Annotated in this window: 12 protein-coding genes, 1 tRNA gene and 1 pseudogene; 5 read left to right on the top strand and 9 right to left on the bottom strand. The window is 67.0% G+C overall.

What is annotated here, in order from left to right:
- Positions 1-292: 292 nt before the first annotated feature.
- Entirely contained in the window at positions 293-679 is a 387-nt protein-coding gene (locus tag SACXIDRAFT_RS00160) for an ArsR/SmtB family transcription factor (protein ID WP_006236412.1), read from the bottom strand.
- Between the two features lie 63 nt (positions 680-742).
- Between SACXIDRAFT_RS00160 and SACXIDRAFT_RS00165 the strand changes: the two genes are divergently transcribed.
- On the top strand, positions 743-1,978 hold the full coding sequence (locus tag SACXIDRAFT_RS00165; RefSeq protein ID WP_006236413.1) for an MFS transporter: 1,236 nt from the start codon (positions 743-745) through the stop codon (positions 1,976-1,978).
- A gap of 178 nt (positions 1,979-2,156) precedes the next feature.
- On the opposite strand, the gene SACXIDRAFT_RS00170 is transcribed toward SACXIDRAFT_RS00165, so the two are convergent.
- From SACXIDRAFT_RS00170 to SACXIDRAFT_RS00185, 4 genes are all read right to left on the bottom strand, one after another.
- Positions 2,157-3,176 carry a M48 family metalloprotease gene (locus SACXIDRAFT_RS00170; RefSeq protein ID WP_006236414.1) on the bottom strand — a complete coding sequence of 340 codons (1,020 nt, stop codon included), beginning with the start codon at positions 3,174-3,176 and terminating at the stop codon, positions 2,157-2,159.
- Positions 3,173-4,240, bottom strand: a complete 1,068-nt coding sequence (locus SACXIDRAFT_RS00175; protein WP_006236415.1) for a tetratricopeptide repeat protein — start codon at positions 4,238-4,240, stop codon at positions 3,173-3,175. Before SACXIDRAFT_RS00175 ends, SACXIDRAFT_RS00170 begins: the two co-directional genes overlap by 4 nt.
- Positions 4,241-4,258: 18 nt before the next feature.
- Complete coding sequence (locus tag SACXIDRAFT_RS00180; RefSeq protein WP_006236416.1) at positions 4,259-4,711, bottom strand: hypothetical protein; 453 nt, start codon at positions 4,709-4,711, stop codon at positions 4,259-4,261.
- A 228-nt stretch (positions 4,712-4,939) separates the two neighbouring features.
- Positions 4,940-6,262 (bottom strand): M20/M25/M40 family metallo-hydrolase, encoded by a 1,323-nt coding sequence (locus SACXIDRAFT_RS00185; protein ID WP_006236417.1) that lies wholly within the window; start codon positions 6,260-6,262, stop codon positions 4,940-4,942.
- Positions 6,263-6,362: 100 nt separating this feature from the next.
- Between SACXIDRAFT_RS00185 and SACXIDRAFT_RS00190 the strand changes: the two genes are divergently transcribed.
- Positions 6,363-6,449, top strand: a tRNA-Leu gene (locus SACXIDRAFT_RS00190).
- 232 nt (positions 6,450-6,681) lie between these two features.
- Here the strand turns inward: SACXIDRAFT_RS00190 and SACXIDRAFT_RS00195 are convergent.
- A pseudogene (locus SACXIDRAFT_RS00195) lies at positions 6,682-7,684 on the bottom strand (IS481 family transposase).
- The gene (locus SACXIDRAFT_RS00200) at positions 7,681-9,189 is read right to left on the bottom strand and encodes an MFS transporter (protein WP_040921986.1); all 1,509 of its coding nucleotides are present in this window, start codon (positions 9,187-9,189) and stop codon (positions 7,681-7,683) included. Before SACXIDRAFT_RS00200 ends, SACXIDRAFT_RS00195 begins: the two are co-directional and overlap by 4 nt.
- A 104-nt stretch (positions 9,190-9,293) precedes the next feature.
- Between SACXIDRAFT_RS00200 and SACXIDRAFT_RS00205 the strand changes: the two genes are divergently transcribed.
- Positions 9,294-10,220 carry a helix-turn-helix transcriptional regulator gene (locus SACXIDRAFT_RS00205; RefSeq protein WP_006236419.1) on the top strand — a complete coding sequence of 309 codons (927 nt, stop codon included), beginning with the start codon at positions 9,294-9,296 and terminating at the stop codon, positions 10,218-10,220.
- 16 nt (positions 10,221-10,236) lie between these two features.
- Here the strand turns inward: SACXIDRAFT_RS00205 and SACXIDRAFT_RS22795 are convergent, their stop codons facing one another.
- On the bottom strand, positions 10,237-10,524 hold the full coding sequence (locus SACXIDRAFT_RS22795) for a hypothetical protein (protein ID WP_040921987.1): 288 nt from the start codon (positions 10,522-10,524) through the stop codon (positions 10,237-10,239).
- Between the two features lie 382 nt (positions 10,525-10,906).
- Positions 10,907-12,850 (bottom strand): N-6 DNA methylase, encoded by a 1,944-nt coding sequence (locus tag SACXIDRAFT_RS00215; RefSeq protein ID WP_232285213.1) that lies wholly within the window; start codon positions 12,848-12,850, stop codon positions 10,907-10,909.
- A gap of 182 nt (positions 12,851-13,032) precedes the next feature.
- Between SACXIDRAFT_RS00215 and SACXIDRAFT_RS00220 the strand changes: the two genes are divergently transcribed.
- Entirely contained in the window at positions 13,033-13,443 is a 411-nt protein-coding gene (locus SACXIDRAFT_RS00220) for a hypothetical protein (protein WP_198284286.1), read from the top strand.
- Positions 13,444-13,503: 60 nt separating this feature from the next.
- The gene (locus tag SACXIDRAFT_RS00225; RefSeq protein ID WP_006236422.1) at positions 13,504-14,163 is read left to right on the top strand and encodes a sigma-70 family RNA polymerase sigma factor; all 660 of its coding nucleotides are present in this window, start codon (positions 13,504-13,506) and stop codon (positions 14,161-14,163) included.
- The last annotated feature ends 37 nt before the right edge of the window (positions 14,164-14,200 follow it).

Genomic DNA, 14,200 nt, shown 5'->3' on the forward strand with positions numbered 1-14,200 from the left:
GAGCCATCGGCGATCGGCGCGGCACACGCCGAATCCCGCACCCGGAGTCTCAGCGTTCCAGGATTGTCACCACTCCACTCCGGAGTTCGCGCCCGGTGACGCCGGAGTACCGGCGCCGGCTTGCCCGTGCCGCCTCGGGGTCAGGCGCGAACTCGAACCATACCCACGCCCGGCCGGAACGACGAACACCGGTGTCGCGCCGCATCGCGCACACCTGATTCGCGCACGACGGTTCCGTCGCTTTCCCCCGCGCGGTCTCACCTGTCTCGCACCACGCCGATGCCGCGTTCGGTCAAGCACTGTGACCGTGCGCGGTGGGACGCCGAGCGGCGGGCTGGTCTTCGCGAAGCCCCAGCCGGAGGTGCTCGATGTGGTAGACGGCCTCGTCGAGCAGCATCGCGACGTGGCTGTCGTAGAGGCTGTAGACGATGTTGCGGCCCTGCCGGGTGCCGGTGACCAGCCCGAGGTTGCGCAGGAGCCGAAGTTGGTGCGACACGGCGGAGGTCTCCATGCCGATGTCGTCGGCCAGGTCTGTCACCGCGCGGGCCCCGGCTCGCAGCCGGGTGAGAATCAGCAGGCGGCTCGGCGTGGCGAGCGCCTGCAAGGTCGCTGCCACTGCGGTGGCGTCCTCCGCCGTCAGGCGAGCGGGCGGCACATGGCCCGGCGGTTGGTGACCCATGGCAGGAGTCTAGCGACCAAAGACAGTTGAACACCTCTTCAAGCGTTCTGTTATCGTGCCGGCGTGATCGTGCGCAATGACTCGCCCCGGGCGTCGCTGTTCGGCAACCGGGACTACTGGCACCTCTTCGGCGCACAGGTGGTGGCCCTGTTCGGAACGGGGCTGACCACGGTGGCACTCGGGCTGCTCGCCTACGAGCTGGCAGGCGAAAGGGCGGGCGCCGTGCTGGGGACGGCGCTGGCGCTCAAGATGGTCGTCTACGTGACGATCGCTCCCGTCGCCGGTGCGTTCGCGGACAGGGTGCCGAGGCGAGCACTACTGGTGACGCTGGATTCGGTGCGAGCGGCGTCGGTGCTCGCGCTGCCGTTCGTGACCGAGATCTGGCAGGTCTACGTGCTGATCGTCGTTTTGCAGTCGGCGTCGGCGGCGTTCACGCCGACGTTCCAGGCCGTGCTGCCCGACATCCTCCCCGATGAACGCGACTACACCAGGGCGCTGTCGGCGTCCCAGCTCGCGTCGAGCATGGAGACGCTGCTCAGCCCGATGCTCGCCGCCGCACTGCTGAGTGTGCTGAGCTTCCACTGGCTGTTCACCGGCACCACGGCCGGATTCCTGGTCTCGGCACTCTTGGTGGTCACCGCGCGGGTCCCCCGCGCCAGGCGCTCCGCACGGACCGGCCTCGCCGACCGCCTCTCCGCAGGAGCCCGGATCTTCCTTACCACGCCGAGGCTGCGCGGGGTGCTCGCGCTAAACCTCGCGGTGGCCGGTGCCGGCGCGATGGTCATGGTCAACACCGTCAACTACACGCGGGACGCCCTCGGCCGCGGTGACGCCGACGTCGCCCTCCTGCTCGGCGCCCACGGCGCGGGGACCATCCTCGTCGCGCTCGCACTGCCACCCGTGCTGGACCGGTTCCCGGAGCGGCGGATCATGCTCACCGGCTCCGCGGCCCTCTGCACCGGCGTGGTCGCCGCCGTCGCGCTGTCAAGCGCGCACTCCGGCGACTGGCGGTGGCCTGCCGTCGTGCTGGTGTGGGCCGTGGTCGGCACTGGCACGGGCCTGGTGCTCACTCCCATCGGCCGGGTCCTGCGCCGCTCCGCCGACGACGCCGACCGGCCCGCCGTGTTCGCGGCGCAGTTCTCCCTGTCCCACGCCTGCTGGCTGCTGAGCTACCCGATCGCCGGATGGCTCGTCACCGCGAGCGGCTTCACCCGAGGCTGGCTCGCCCTGTCCCTGCTCACCGTCGTCGGCACCGTCGCGGCGACCCGCCTCTGGCCCCGAACCGACCAGCCCGGGTAAAACCCACCGGCGTGTCCGCACCTCCCGCACGCGTGTCCGCACCTCCCGCACGCGTGTCCGCACCTCCCGGCGCGGACACGCCGACCCCACGTACCGAAACTGCCAACACTTGTGCATACCCTGCGGACACGTGTGCACAGACTGCCAACGACCGCACGCAAGCTGCGGACACGAAGTACTACCGCACCCGCTCGTCCACCATGGCGAGGATGTCGTCCTCCTGCGCAGAGAGCCACGAGACTGTGGCACCCGCAAGCTGGAGCGCCCCGATGCCTGCGCTTTCCACGAACAACCGGCGCATCGCCGCCGCTCGCTCGTCCGACGGCGGGTGGTCCGTGACGATCAGACCCTCGGGAATGTCGTTGACCTCGTTGCGCACCCTGGTCACGAGGTGATCGATGGCGAAGAAGACGAACGGCCCCGCGAGCGCGAGGTTGACTTGAACCTGGTCCCCAGGATCGAGGCCGCGTAGCACGAGCAGAGCACCGATCTCGTCGGCCTCGAACTCCTGAGGACGCGTCTTGCGGATCAACTCGCCATGTTCCGCGTTCGTCTGGGACGCGTCGAGGTGGCCCGCGAGGAGGTGCCCCAGCTCGTGGCTGATGACGAATCGTTCGGTCGCACGGGTCAGCGCGAACCCCATGGCCGCCGTGGTGTCCTGGGTTATCCGTCCGCCGAGCCGGGAATCACCGAGGAAGACGTACGCGATGACGGCATTCGCGATGGTGGAACGCGCCTCGTCCCTGCGGCGGGTCAGCTCGGCGGTGGGCTCCTCGAACCTGACCCGCCGATCGTCGTCCCTGGTGAACGGGACCAGCGAAAGAGCCCAGCACTTGGCAACCTCGTGCACAAGTGCCGCCAGGCCGGTATTGACCAGGATCAGCGTCCCGCCCGACACGGCACACGCCTGGGCGTTGAAGGAGTTGTGAGGATACTCGCCGACGAACACGGGTGTGGGCAGTGGTAAGCCGCTGCGTTCAACAACGGCGAGGAGCTCGGCGCTGAGGCCGTCGAACAGGCCCTCGTCGGGGAACGCGAGGGTGCCGTCGCGGATCGATGCCGCGAGACCGGCGAACAGCTGGCGCTCCTCCGGAGCCATGCGCTCGATCCTGCGCAGCAACTCCTCGGGCGTGCCTAGACCGCTGCGCAGCCCGCGCTGGGTCAACAGCGCGCGGTACTGCTCCCGTAGCGAGGTCATCGACCCGGCTGCCACATCTTGCTGGCCGTGCACCGGTAGACGCGAGCACGCTCCGCGAGGTCCTTCTCCGGCGATCTCGCCGCGATGCGGTAGAACGCCTTGGCCTTTCTGAGGCGGCCCCCGCGTTCCCAGGCGCGGCCGAGGTTGAACGCGGCGCTGGCCCGCACGCGCTTATCCTTCGATGTGAAGGCGTACGCCCACAGCTCGCGAGCCCGTTCCCAGCGGCCTGCTGCCTCCTCCAGCGCGCCCAGGTTGATCGCGGCCTCGGTGGATCCCTCCAAGCCGAGGTCCACCGCCAGCGCGTACATGTCGCGCGCTTCGACGGTGCGGCGCCGCTCTTCGAGCAGCGTTCCGCACTGGAACGCGGCCATGCCGCTCACGAAGTCGATCTCGCAGGCGAGGCAGTCCTTGAACGCGGCCTGGGCCCCGTCCGCATCTCCCAGTTCCCTGAGCGAGAGACCGACCTGGAACAGAGCAGCCGCGCGCACCTCCCGCACCGTCGTCTCCGAGGCTCTGCGGTAACTCCGGGCTGCCGCAGCGACGTCTCCCTCCTCGGTGTCGAGCATGCCCAGCCGGAAGCCCGCATGGGCGCGTACCTCCTGATCGTTCGATCCGGCAGCGATACCGAACGCCCGCCGCGCCAGTGTGTGGTCTCCTCGCTCGTGGGCTCGCCGTCCCTCATCGAAAGCGATGACCGCGATGGCCTCGTTGAACTGCCTCGTCAACGCCGCGCAGCGATCACGGCGCGACATGCCGTGAGATCGGGAGACCTGCCCGCGCAGGGCTTCGGTCACGTCGTGCACCGAACGGTATGCGCCGTCGTGCTCGGCGAAGAACCGCTCGAATCCGGGCGCAGGAGCCGCCCCACGATTCCACGTCCCCTCCCGCAACGTCGGCACGTCGGTCTCGTCAGCGAGGAGCGTGTAGCCCTCGACTTTTTCCCCACACAGCGGGCACGTCATGCCGGAAACACCGCGTGCGAACTGTGCCAGTTCTGTCGGGCCGTTCAGGACATCGAAATCGACGCAGTGGAAGCAATTCGTCGAGAGTGCGCCGAAGATCATGTTCGCTCCACTGGCGTGTTACCGTGTCCGCCGTCGCTTGTGGACGACGCGCCAGCACTGGGCGGCGGCGTCCCAGTAGATCTGCGTGCTGGCGTTCTTGCCTCGCTTCGCCTTGTCGCTGATCTGGCCGAGGTCGAGATCTTCCAGCGCGCGAATGGCCTCGTTCGACATGGCGGGGCCCACGTAGACGGCCAGGTCGAGTTTCGGATCGGGATCTTTGACCACCAGCAACGCCCTGCTGCCGTCCGCTGAATCGGCCGCTGCGTCCCCGAACTGCCTGCGCAGCCAGTCACGAACAGCGTTGTAGGAGTCCTCGGCGGCTTTCTTCGCCAAGGTCTGGACGAACGGCAGCACCGCTGCCGTGATCACCGCGGTCGTCACCACTTCACCGAGCGCGTTCGTCGTGTTGACGACCGTGACCTGGCCCGGCGGCGCGGGGTCACCGTCGAAAGAAGAGTCGTCATTCGCCACGGTGGCCCCCAAACCCGCGTCTCACGGCATCCTTTTCCCTGCAGCGAAAAGCAGTATAGGCACCGAGCCGCATCCCGGCGAAGGTTCCGGAAAACGTCCACCGGATCGTTCGAAGGCGAGAGAGGAAAAACCACGCCCTGCACGGCACCGGGCCGCGTCGCGTTCACGCGACGAGCGATCCGAGTGTGGGGATCGTGGGGGCCCGCATCACACGGACCCCCACGGCGGTCACGAATTCCGGAAGAACCGGTCGAGCACGCGTGTTCCGAACTTGAGCGCCTCCACGGGCACGCGCTCATCGACACCGTGGAACAACGCCGAGAAATCGAGGTCGTCCGGCAGCTTCAGCGGCGCGAAGCCGAAGTTGCGGATGCCGAGTTTCTGGAACGCCTTCGCGTCGGTGCCGCCCGACAGCATGTACGGCAGGGTGCGCGCCCCCGGGTCCTCGGCGAGAACGGCGGCACTCATGGCATCCACCAGCGCGCCGTCGAACGTCGTCTCGACGGGAGGCAGTTCCAGCCATTCCCTCTCGATGTCCGGGCCGAGGATCTCGTCGAGTTCCCGGTTGAACGCCTCGACCCTGCCCGGCAGGATGCGACAGTCCACTGTGGCCTCAGCGACCGAAGGGATGACGTTCGCCTTGTATCCGGCGGAGAGCATCGTCGGGTTGGCGGTGTCACGCAGCGTCGCCCCGATCATGCGCGAGATGTTACCGAGTTTCGCGACCGAACCCTCGATGTCGTCCTCGGGGAAGTCCCACCCCGTGATCTCGGTGACGCCCGCGAGGAACTCGCGCACCGAGTCGGTGAGCACGATGGGGAACCGGTGGTTGCCCAGCCGGGTCACGGCCTCGGCGAGCTTGGTGACCGCGTTGTCGTGGTGCAGCATCGACCCGTGGCCTGCCGTGCCGCGCACACGCAGAGTCATCCAGCGGATGCCCTTCTCGGCGGTCTCGATGAGATAGGCGCGCACGTTGTCGCGCAGCGTGATCGAGAAACCACCGACCTCGCTGATCGCCTCGGTGGCACCCTCGAACAACTCGGGCCGGTTGTCCACCAGCCACTGCGCTCCGTATTGCCCTCCTGCCTCCTCGTCGGCGAGGAACGCGAAGATGATGTCACGCGGCGGCACGATGCCGTGGCGCTTGTAGTGCCGAGCCAGCGCGAGGGACATGCCGACCATGTCCTTCATGTCCACGGCTCCCCTGCCCCACACATAGCCGTCCTGGACGGCCCCCGAGAACGGGTGCACCGACCACTCGGAGGCGTCGGCAGGCACGACGTCGAGATGCCCGTGCACGAGCAAGGCACCCCGGCTCGGGTCGGCTCCGGCGAGCCGGGCGATCACGTTGTGCCGGTTCTTACCGCCGGACTCCACGTAGGTGATCTCGTAGCCGACCTCGGTGAGCTTCTCGGCCACGTACTCGGCCGCCTCCCGCTCGCCGGTCAGCGTCGCCGGATCGCCCGTGTTGGTGGTGTCGATGCGGATCAGCTCGCTCGTCAGCGTCACAGCCTCGTCGGCGGCCTCGTCGATCAAGTTGGGTGTGGTCACCGCACCTTCCTATCATTCGCGCAGGTGAGCTCGCCGGTGGCGCGAAAGGCACCCCCTGTGTACGAGCCGTTCGGGCGTCCGCTACTCTATTCACCAGCAAGTCCGAGTGGCGGAATGGCAGACGCGCTAGCTTGAGGTGCTAGTGCCCTTAACGGGCGTGGGGGTTCAAGTCCCCCCTCGGACACCAGCGGGTGGGATCTCCATCCCATCATTACGGAATTTCTTTCGATCAGACAGCCAGCACAGACTTCTACGCTGGCTGTCTTTCCGCATCTCCCGGATACCTCCTCCCTGTGGTTGGGGGTGGTGGCCGTGGTTGAGGCGTCTGTTCCGGCCGTGGTTCCGCAGTCACTCCCGGCACCCGCCGGGTGTACTCCTCCTACTGGATGCGGATCCAGCAACACTGGAGCCACCGACGGCTAGATGTAGGAGGGCTGGACGTTGGTGACGCCGTCCCGGAGGCGTGATGTTGGCGGCTGACGTCGGCGCCGCTGTGTGGCCGGTGGTGGTTGTGGTGGATGTTCCAGACGGCGATCGCAGCTGAGCGGGCGTCTTCGCTGGTGAACTCGCGAGCGTAGAGGAGTTCTTCGGCCAGGATCCGCTGGTAGCGTTCCACCTTCCCATTGTGGTGAGGCGTGTACGGCTTGATCCTCTGGTGCCGGGTCTGGTTGCCGACGATCCGGGCGAAGTCGCCTGAGCGGTAACAGGCACCGTTGTCGGTGACGATTCGATGGATGTGGTTGATGCCGTGGGCGGCGAACCAGACCTGCGCTCGGGCGAGGAACGCGGCCGCGGTGGCACCCTTCTCATCGGCCAGCGGTTCGGTGTAGGCGAGCCGTGAGAACCCTTCGACGATGGAGTGCAGGTAGATGTAGCCGCGCTTCGCGCCGGCAGACTTGGCGTGCCCGGCTGCCTTGGCTCGGTCGCTGTTGCGGCCGTGGACGCGCCAGCCACCGCCATCGGGGATCCGCCCGACCTTTTTGACGTCCAGGTGCACCATGTGACCCGGCCAGCGGGCAGTGATCTTCCCCGGGTTGCGGTTGTTCTCGCCATTGGGCTCGATGAACTTGCGCTTGCCGAGTCCAAGTCGGGTGAGGTGTCGGCTGACGCTCCGGCGGTTGATCACGAACCCGGTGTTCGCCAGTTCATCGGTGATCCGTTGAGCCGACCACGTGCGCTCTCGGCGCCAGATCTCGACCTGCTCGATAACCCACGAAGGTGTCGCGTTGGGGCTCCGGTGAGGAATCGAAGAGCGGTCTTGAAGCCCGGCATCGCCACGACGACGCCATCGGTTGACCCACTTGGATACGCAGGCTCGTGAGATTCCATCTCAGCTGCGACGTGGGCGATGGGGCGGCTCTTGCAGCGTTCGATCAGGCGTCGTCGACCTTCAACGGACAGAGGAGCGTTGGCGTGCGTCATCGTGGCTCCGCGGCCTCGCTGTGTGCTTCTCCAGCAGGAAGGTCGTCTCTGGTTGAGCGGGGCAGCCAGCGGAGAGCGACGATGCCGAGCGCGAGGTGGAGCAGGCTGGCCGCGGCTGCTGCTACGTGCAGGCCGGTGAGGAAGGCCGACTTGGCGTCGGTGACCAGCGTTTGTGCCAGGCCTGGGAGTTGAAGCGTTTCGTCGAGTGTCGGCGCGAGGTCGGGGCCTTGGAGTCGGAACAGCAAGGCGGCAAGTGAGCCGAGGAGTGCGATGCCGAGAGCGTTACCTATCTCATTACTGGTCTCGGCGATCGCGCCAGCTGAGCCTGCCCGCTCGGGCGGAACCGCACCGACGGCGGTGTCGGCGACGACCGCGAATGAGATGCCGTAGCCGATGCCAGCGATCGCTGTGGAGGTGATGTACCAGCCGATCCCACCGGTGACGGTGGTGGGCAGGAGAAGGAGGAGTCCGATGGCGATGGAGAAGTGGCAGATCAGCAAGGCGGTGCGCTTGCCAATGCGATCGACCACTGCTGGGGTCACGATGCAGGTCGTGGTGAGCACGACGGCCCCTGGCAGCGCCAGCAGTGCGGCTTGCAGGACGGGAATATCGAGGACGGACTGCAGGTAGATGCCAGCCAGGTAGGCGGATGCTGACCATGCAGCCAGGGGCAGCAGGCCGGTGATCATTGCGACGGCTAAGACTCGGTCACGGAACAGCGAGAAATCGATGAGCGGATGGTCCAGGTGCCGCTGGCGCACTCCGAACCATGCGAGTACGGCGATCCCTGCAAGTCCGGCGAGCACCGCCGAGACCGAGAGGCCCTCGGCTGCAGCGTGCTTGAGACCGTAGATCGCCAGGAGTAGACCGACTGCCGAGGTCGCCACGCTGAGGACGTCGATTCGGCCGGGCCGGGTGGCACGTACTTCCCTGAGCAGGGTGGGTGCGAAGCACAGGAACAGGACGATGACGGGAAGGTTGATCAAGAAGACCGCTCCCCACCAGAAGCGTTCCAACAGGACACCACCGATGATGGGGCCAATCGCGAATCCTGCGGCGAAGGTGGCGGCGAAGATGCCGATGGCCTGCGCCCGTCGCTTCGGGTTGGTGAACAGCTCGCTGAGCACCGCCAGGGCGGAAGGAAGCAGGGTGGCTCCCGCGATACCCATCAGGGCACGGGCAGCGACGAGGAGCTCGGGGGTGGGGGCGAGTGCGGCGGCTGCCGAGCCGATGCCGAAGAAGCTCGCGCCGGTCATGAGCAGCTTGAGTCGGCCGTACCGGTCGCCGATGTTCCCGAACGCGATGAGCAGGGAGCCCACGGCGAAGCCGTAGATGTCCAGGATCCACAGTGCCTGGTCGGCGCTGGGGTTGAGCGCTTGGCTGACCCTCGGCATGGCAAGGAACAAGATGGAGCCATCCATCGAGACCAGGAGCACGGGACCGAGGACGACCAGCAGACCGAGCCAGGCCCGGACACCGCTGCCGCTTGTGGGGTGTTGCGTCATGCAGGCAACGCTCGATCCCGGCGCGTCCAACAGCCAGCCACCTGTTGTGGGTACACCCATCAGGTACACCCACCCGCGGGCGGAGGCCGCCTAGTCTCGAGGGTGTGGAAAGCCTCGGAGCATTCTTGAAGAGCCGCCGCGATCGCGTGACCCCGGACCAGATTGGGCTACGCACCTATGGGACTGCCCGGCGCGTACCGGGGCTACGCCGCGAGGAGCTTGCCCACCTGGCAGGGGTCAGCGCCGGCTACTACACCCGGCTGGAGCAGGGCCAGGCAGAGACGGCCTCCGACCAGGTTCTCGACGCACTCGCGCGTGTGCTGGAACTGGACGAAGTAGAGACCGCACACCTTCATAATCTCGCCCGACAATCCTCGCGGCCCGGCCTGGCCGAACCCCCTGAGGAGGAGCCCCAGCCACGGGTTCTCGCACTGCTCGCATCGCTGGCCGAGACGACCCCAGCCATCGTGCTGGGCAGACGCGGAGACGTGCTCGCCTGGAACCGCACCGGCCACGCACTTCTCGCCGAACACGTCGCCTACGAGGCGCCCCACCACCCGCAGACTCGTCCCTCGATTCCGAGGATGTTCTTCTTGGACCCTCTCACCAGAGATCTACACCTCAACTGGGACGAGCTCGCCCGCATCCACGTCGCCTACCTGCGACTCACAGCCGGGCGCTTCCCGACCGACGCGCGCCTGGCGAACCTCATCGGTGAGCTCACGATGCGCAGTGACCAGTTCGCCACGATGTGGGCAACCGGTGAAGTCGCCGACTGCACCACCGGCGACATGCACCTACAACACCCCACCATCGGCGCCGCGAGCGTCGCCTACCAGGTCTGGCTCCAACCCGACAGCCCAGACCACCGCCTCGAGATCTACACCCCCAACGACACCTCCTCCGCAGACGCACTTCAGATCCTCACCCAGCGCGTTCCTGGAGAGGACCAGCCAGCCGCGGGGTTGCCTCAGAATCCCGCGACCGGTCACGACCGCTCCGGCATGAACGTTCTGCCCCGCAACAGCTAGACGCCCCCATTGAAGATCAAACAAACTGGCCGAACACATCCGCACCCACGTCGTGTCCCGCCGTAATGCCCGCGGGGGCCGCAGCGCAGCCGAGCATCAGATCGCCGCCCTGCGGTGTCTGTACAACCACGCCGTCGCCGACGGCCTGATCCCGAAGTCCGACAACCCGGCACGACGGATGGCGAAACCTCGCCGACTCCCCTTCATCCGACGAGGTCTGCCCGACACCAGCCTGGAGGAAATCAGCCACGTCGCGGCCACCACCGGCAACGATCGAGCGGACACCCTGCTGCTCCGCCAACATACTGCGAACTTGTCCATCCTCGCCCCAAAGCCACCGGGTGGTCGGCGAGGCCCACGCAACGCGGAAATGCGTACAAGTTGTCAGGTAGTTCGCCGATCCCTCACTGTCAGAGACTCGAAACTGCCCTCGCGTCCCGATTCCAACTTCGCCGACCGCATCCGAGACCAACGGTCTTGGTGCGGGAACCTCTACGCACGTTTGCCCTCGCCGTTGGGCTGATTAGCGTGTTCGTCGTGCCCGAGGCACTCGGCCATCTCCGTTTCCAGCGTGGCCTCCAGCACCGTCCTCGTCAGCTGCCGGGCAGGCGGGTCCGTAACAGGAACAGTGTTTCCGACGGTTGGTGTGAGAGCGTGTCCTACCCGCCCACAGGCAAGGAGCGTGGCTATCGGTCCAGGACGTCGAGTACGCCGTCGGCGAGGCCGTCGATGAGTTGGCTGCTGAGCAGGTCGGCGAGTTCGCCTGCTTCCCGCATCCGCTTGTGGAACAAGCGCACAGCGCGGAAGGCTTGACCTAGCCGTTGTTGCTCGTCGAGAGGCAGCAGTGGCACGTCAACCCGGCGGACGTCGAGTCTGCGTGCTCCGGACAGCGTCGTGCTGCTCGCCTCGACCGTGCGGCTCGCGGAGAGGTAGCCGGCGAGGAACTCAGCGTCCAGGCGCGCCGGGTCGACTCGGAGCAGGTGCAGGTTGGGGCCCAGGATCAGGCCCGGCTCGTCGATGAGGCGCGCCACCGTAGGTGTGCCTCCCGCGACGAGGGTCGGGACGACGACGTCGCCCGGTTCGAGGTGCACGAGGTCCGTGTCGGGAGGGTGCACCAGCCGCAGGGCCGGGGCCGTGCCGGTGGCGACGTCGCGTCCGGTCAACACCAGCTCGCCCACGGCGTCTGTCGCATCGTCCAGTTCGAGCTTCCCGGTGTGCTGCCGCACCGTCAGTGCACCGGCTTTGGCCAGTTCGGAAATTGTCAGGGTCGGATGGGTCTCCGGTGGCCGTCCGGTCACGTCGGGCAGCAGATCAATCACCGGCCCCAGGATCTGCTGCAATCGCCGGCGCTGGTTGTCCAGCTCCGCCGTGTCGATGGTCGCGCGCGGTGTGGGCAGATGGCGCGCCGGAGTCAGGTCGACGTCCTCGTCCAGGAGATCGATCGCCTCGACGACGTCGTGCCGGCCCGGCATGGTGTGGAGCGTGCCCGCTTGGAACGCCTGCCAGGGCTCCACAACGGCGGAGCGTAGCGCGGGCCAGTCTGCCTCACCGCGCGCACGGCCTCCGTGGACACTCGCGTCCACCAGCAGGACAGACGTCGCCGTGTCGGCGCCGGTCGGAGCCCGAAGCAACCACACATGCAGCGGTATCCCGGTGGAAGCGAGCAGCCCGGCGGGCAGAGCGAAGACAGCACGAATCACGCCACGCCGGACGAGTTCTTTGCGGATGAGACGCCCGGAACGGCGCGAGGCGACAGCGGCGGGCAGCACAGCGACCACGACGCCACCCGGGCGAGCGTGGGCCAGGCAATGCTGCAACCAGGCCAGCTCCGGTTCGCTCTTCACCGGCAGCCCGTAGTCCCAGCGTCTGTCGACGCTGAGTTCCTCGTAACCCCAGTCGCGATAGCCGAAGGGTGGTTCGCAGAACACCACATCAGCACGGACGTTCGCATGGCCGTCGGCGCGGAGAGCGTCGCCTGCCACGACGGTGGCGGGCGCGTGGAACCGCAACCGCGCTTGCGCGAGCCGCGCGAGATCAGCATCGAGTTCCTGGCCGAGTACCCGGTCGGCGCCGCGCTCGGCCGCGGCCTTCAACGCGTTGCCGACACCGCACGCCGGGTCGAGCACGACTCCGTGCACGTCGGCCAGTTCGACTATGAGGTCCGCGAGTTCGACCGGGGTGACCGAGTGGCGTCGCCGCAATGTCGCGGTATGGCGTCGGTAGAGCTGTTCGGCCAATTCGGCCTGGGAGCGGGCATCGAGCCGGTCGAGTTGTTCCCGCACCGCCTCCGGCAGGTCCGTCTCTCGGTCCGGGGAGTGGAGGTACTCCCCCAGCTCGGCAAGGAGTCGCGTGATATCGGCATCACCACGCCCGAACGAGAGGGAATGCCACAGAGCGTCCTCGCTGTCGGACACCCGGAGCTTTCCCTGCTTACGCAACCATTGCTCGACCTCGGTGAGCCGGAACTTGGGGCTTGCCGCCCCGCTCGTCACCGGCTCAGGAAAGTCCGGGTGGCGACGCCGCCAGTTGCTGACCGCCGCCCGTCCGACGTCCGCCAACCGCGCGACCTCTGCCGCGCTCACCAGATGCTCGTCGCCACTCACCATGTCCCCTTTCCAAGCCGTGAACATACCACACAAGATACTCAGTGTTGACTGTGTTCACAGAACATGATTAACTCTGCGCGTTCACAATCGACCGTGTTGTCGTCGTCCACCCCGAAAGCAGAGACCTCATGCACGCGCAGCCAGCGTTTCCGTATCCACCTGGAGCTTCGGCTCAAGCCAACCGCCGACGGCACCGTTCGCCCGCTGTGCTCGGCTTCCTGACGGGAGCCTCAGCGGTAGGCGCCGCGTGGGCGATCTGGGCACTGACTCCAGCGCTGACGGGGCCTGACACCTTCACCCTGAACGGAACCTTCACCTTGCTCGACGGAGCGATCGGCAACGTCTCGACAACGGGCTGCATGGGCACGGGAGGCTACGACGACATCGCCGAGGGCACGAGCGTCACCGTGTACGACGAAGCGGGCACCGTCCTCGCGACCGGAGGGTTGATCGACTCCCAGCTGGACACAGTCAGCTCCGACTGCGTTTTCACGCTCCAGGTCGCGGAGGTCCCTGACGATCGCCCCATGTATCAGGTGGAGGTCTCTCATCGAGGAAAAGTCGCCGTCGATGCTGACTCCGCCAAGCTCGGTGCGGTCTCACTTTCGCTGGGATAGCGGTTCACAACCCAGAACGACGATACAGCCCGACAACCAGTTTTCACCGGGGAGTGTCCTATGCAGACGAATGTGCTCGCGGAGCAGCTCTCGGCCGCACGCTCCGGCGACAGGGCGGCCACGAACGGCCTTTTCGCCACACTGCAACCAATGATCATGCGCTACTGCCGCGCTCGAATCGATGCAAGCGGACACGATCACGCGGCCGATGTCACCCAGGAAGTGTTCATCGCTGCGCTGAGCTCGATGCACCGCTTCCGCGGTCCCGAGACCAGTTTCCTGTCGTTCGTTTTCGGTATCGCCGCGCACAAGATCGCCGACTACCACCGGGCTCGCAGCCGGGACCGCACTCACCTGGCGGCCGAGCCCGTGGACGGACCGGATCCGGAACTCGGCCCGGAGCAGCGGGTGTTGCGAACCGAACTCGGCGCGCGGATGCGGGGCCTCCTCGGCCTGCTGACCGAATCACAGAGCGAGATCCTGATTCTGCGCGTGGCCGTGGGCATGACCGCTGATGAGACAGCCGCGGTCGTGGGGTCTACTCCGGCGGCAGTGCGGGTGGCCCAACATCGCGCTCTGCAGAAGCTGAGACGCCACCTCTCGACCGACAACGCGGAGACCATACGTGCCCGGCGGTTCAGCGGCCCTTCAGCAAGCAAGGCACCGTCCAGGCCCGCGCACGGCAGGACAGCGGGGATGTCAAGCGCTCGTCCGGCGTGACCCGAGAGGCGCCCCGCGGTCACGACAAGTCTGGAAT

Origin of the sequence: Saccharomonospora xinjiangensis XJ-54, from assembly GCF_000258175.1 — a bacterium.
GTDB lineage: Bacteria > Actinomycetota > Actinomycetes > Mycobacteriales > Pseudonocardiaceae > Saccharomonospora > Saccharomonospora xinjiangensis.

Coding starts and splice junctions, on each gene's coding strand:
- SACXIDRAFT_RS00160 (WP_006236412.1), bottom strand. CDS start 679: ATGGGTCACCAACCGCCGGGCCATGTGCCGCCCGCTCGCCTGACGGCG.
- SACXIDRAFT_RS00170 (WP_006236414.1), bottom strand. CDS start 3,176: ATGACCTCGCTACGGGAGCAGTACCGCGCGCTGTTGACCCAGCGCGGG.
- SACXIDRAFT_RS00175 (WP_006236415.1), bottom strand. CDS start 4,240: ATGATCTTCGGCGCACTCTCGACGAATTGCTTCCACTGCGTCGATTTC.
- SACXIDRAFT_RS00200 (WP_040921986.1), bottom strand. CDS start 9,189: ATGACGCAACACCCCACAAGCGGCAGCGGTGTCCGGGCCTGGCTCGGT.
- SACXIDRAFT_RS22795 (WP_040921987.1), bottom strand. CDS start 10,524: ATGTTGGCGGAGCAGCAGGGTGTCCGCTCGATCGTTGCCGGTGGTGGC.
- SACXIDRAFT_RS00215 (WP_232285213.1), bottom strand. CDS start 12,850: ATGTTCACGGCTTGGAAAGGGGACATGGTGAGTGGCGACGAGCATCTG.
- SACXIDRAFT_RS00225 (WP_006236422.1), top strand. CDS start 13,504: ATGCAGACGAATGTGCTCGCGGAGCAGCTCTCGGCCGCACGCTCCGGC.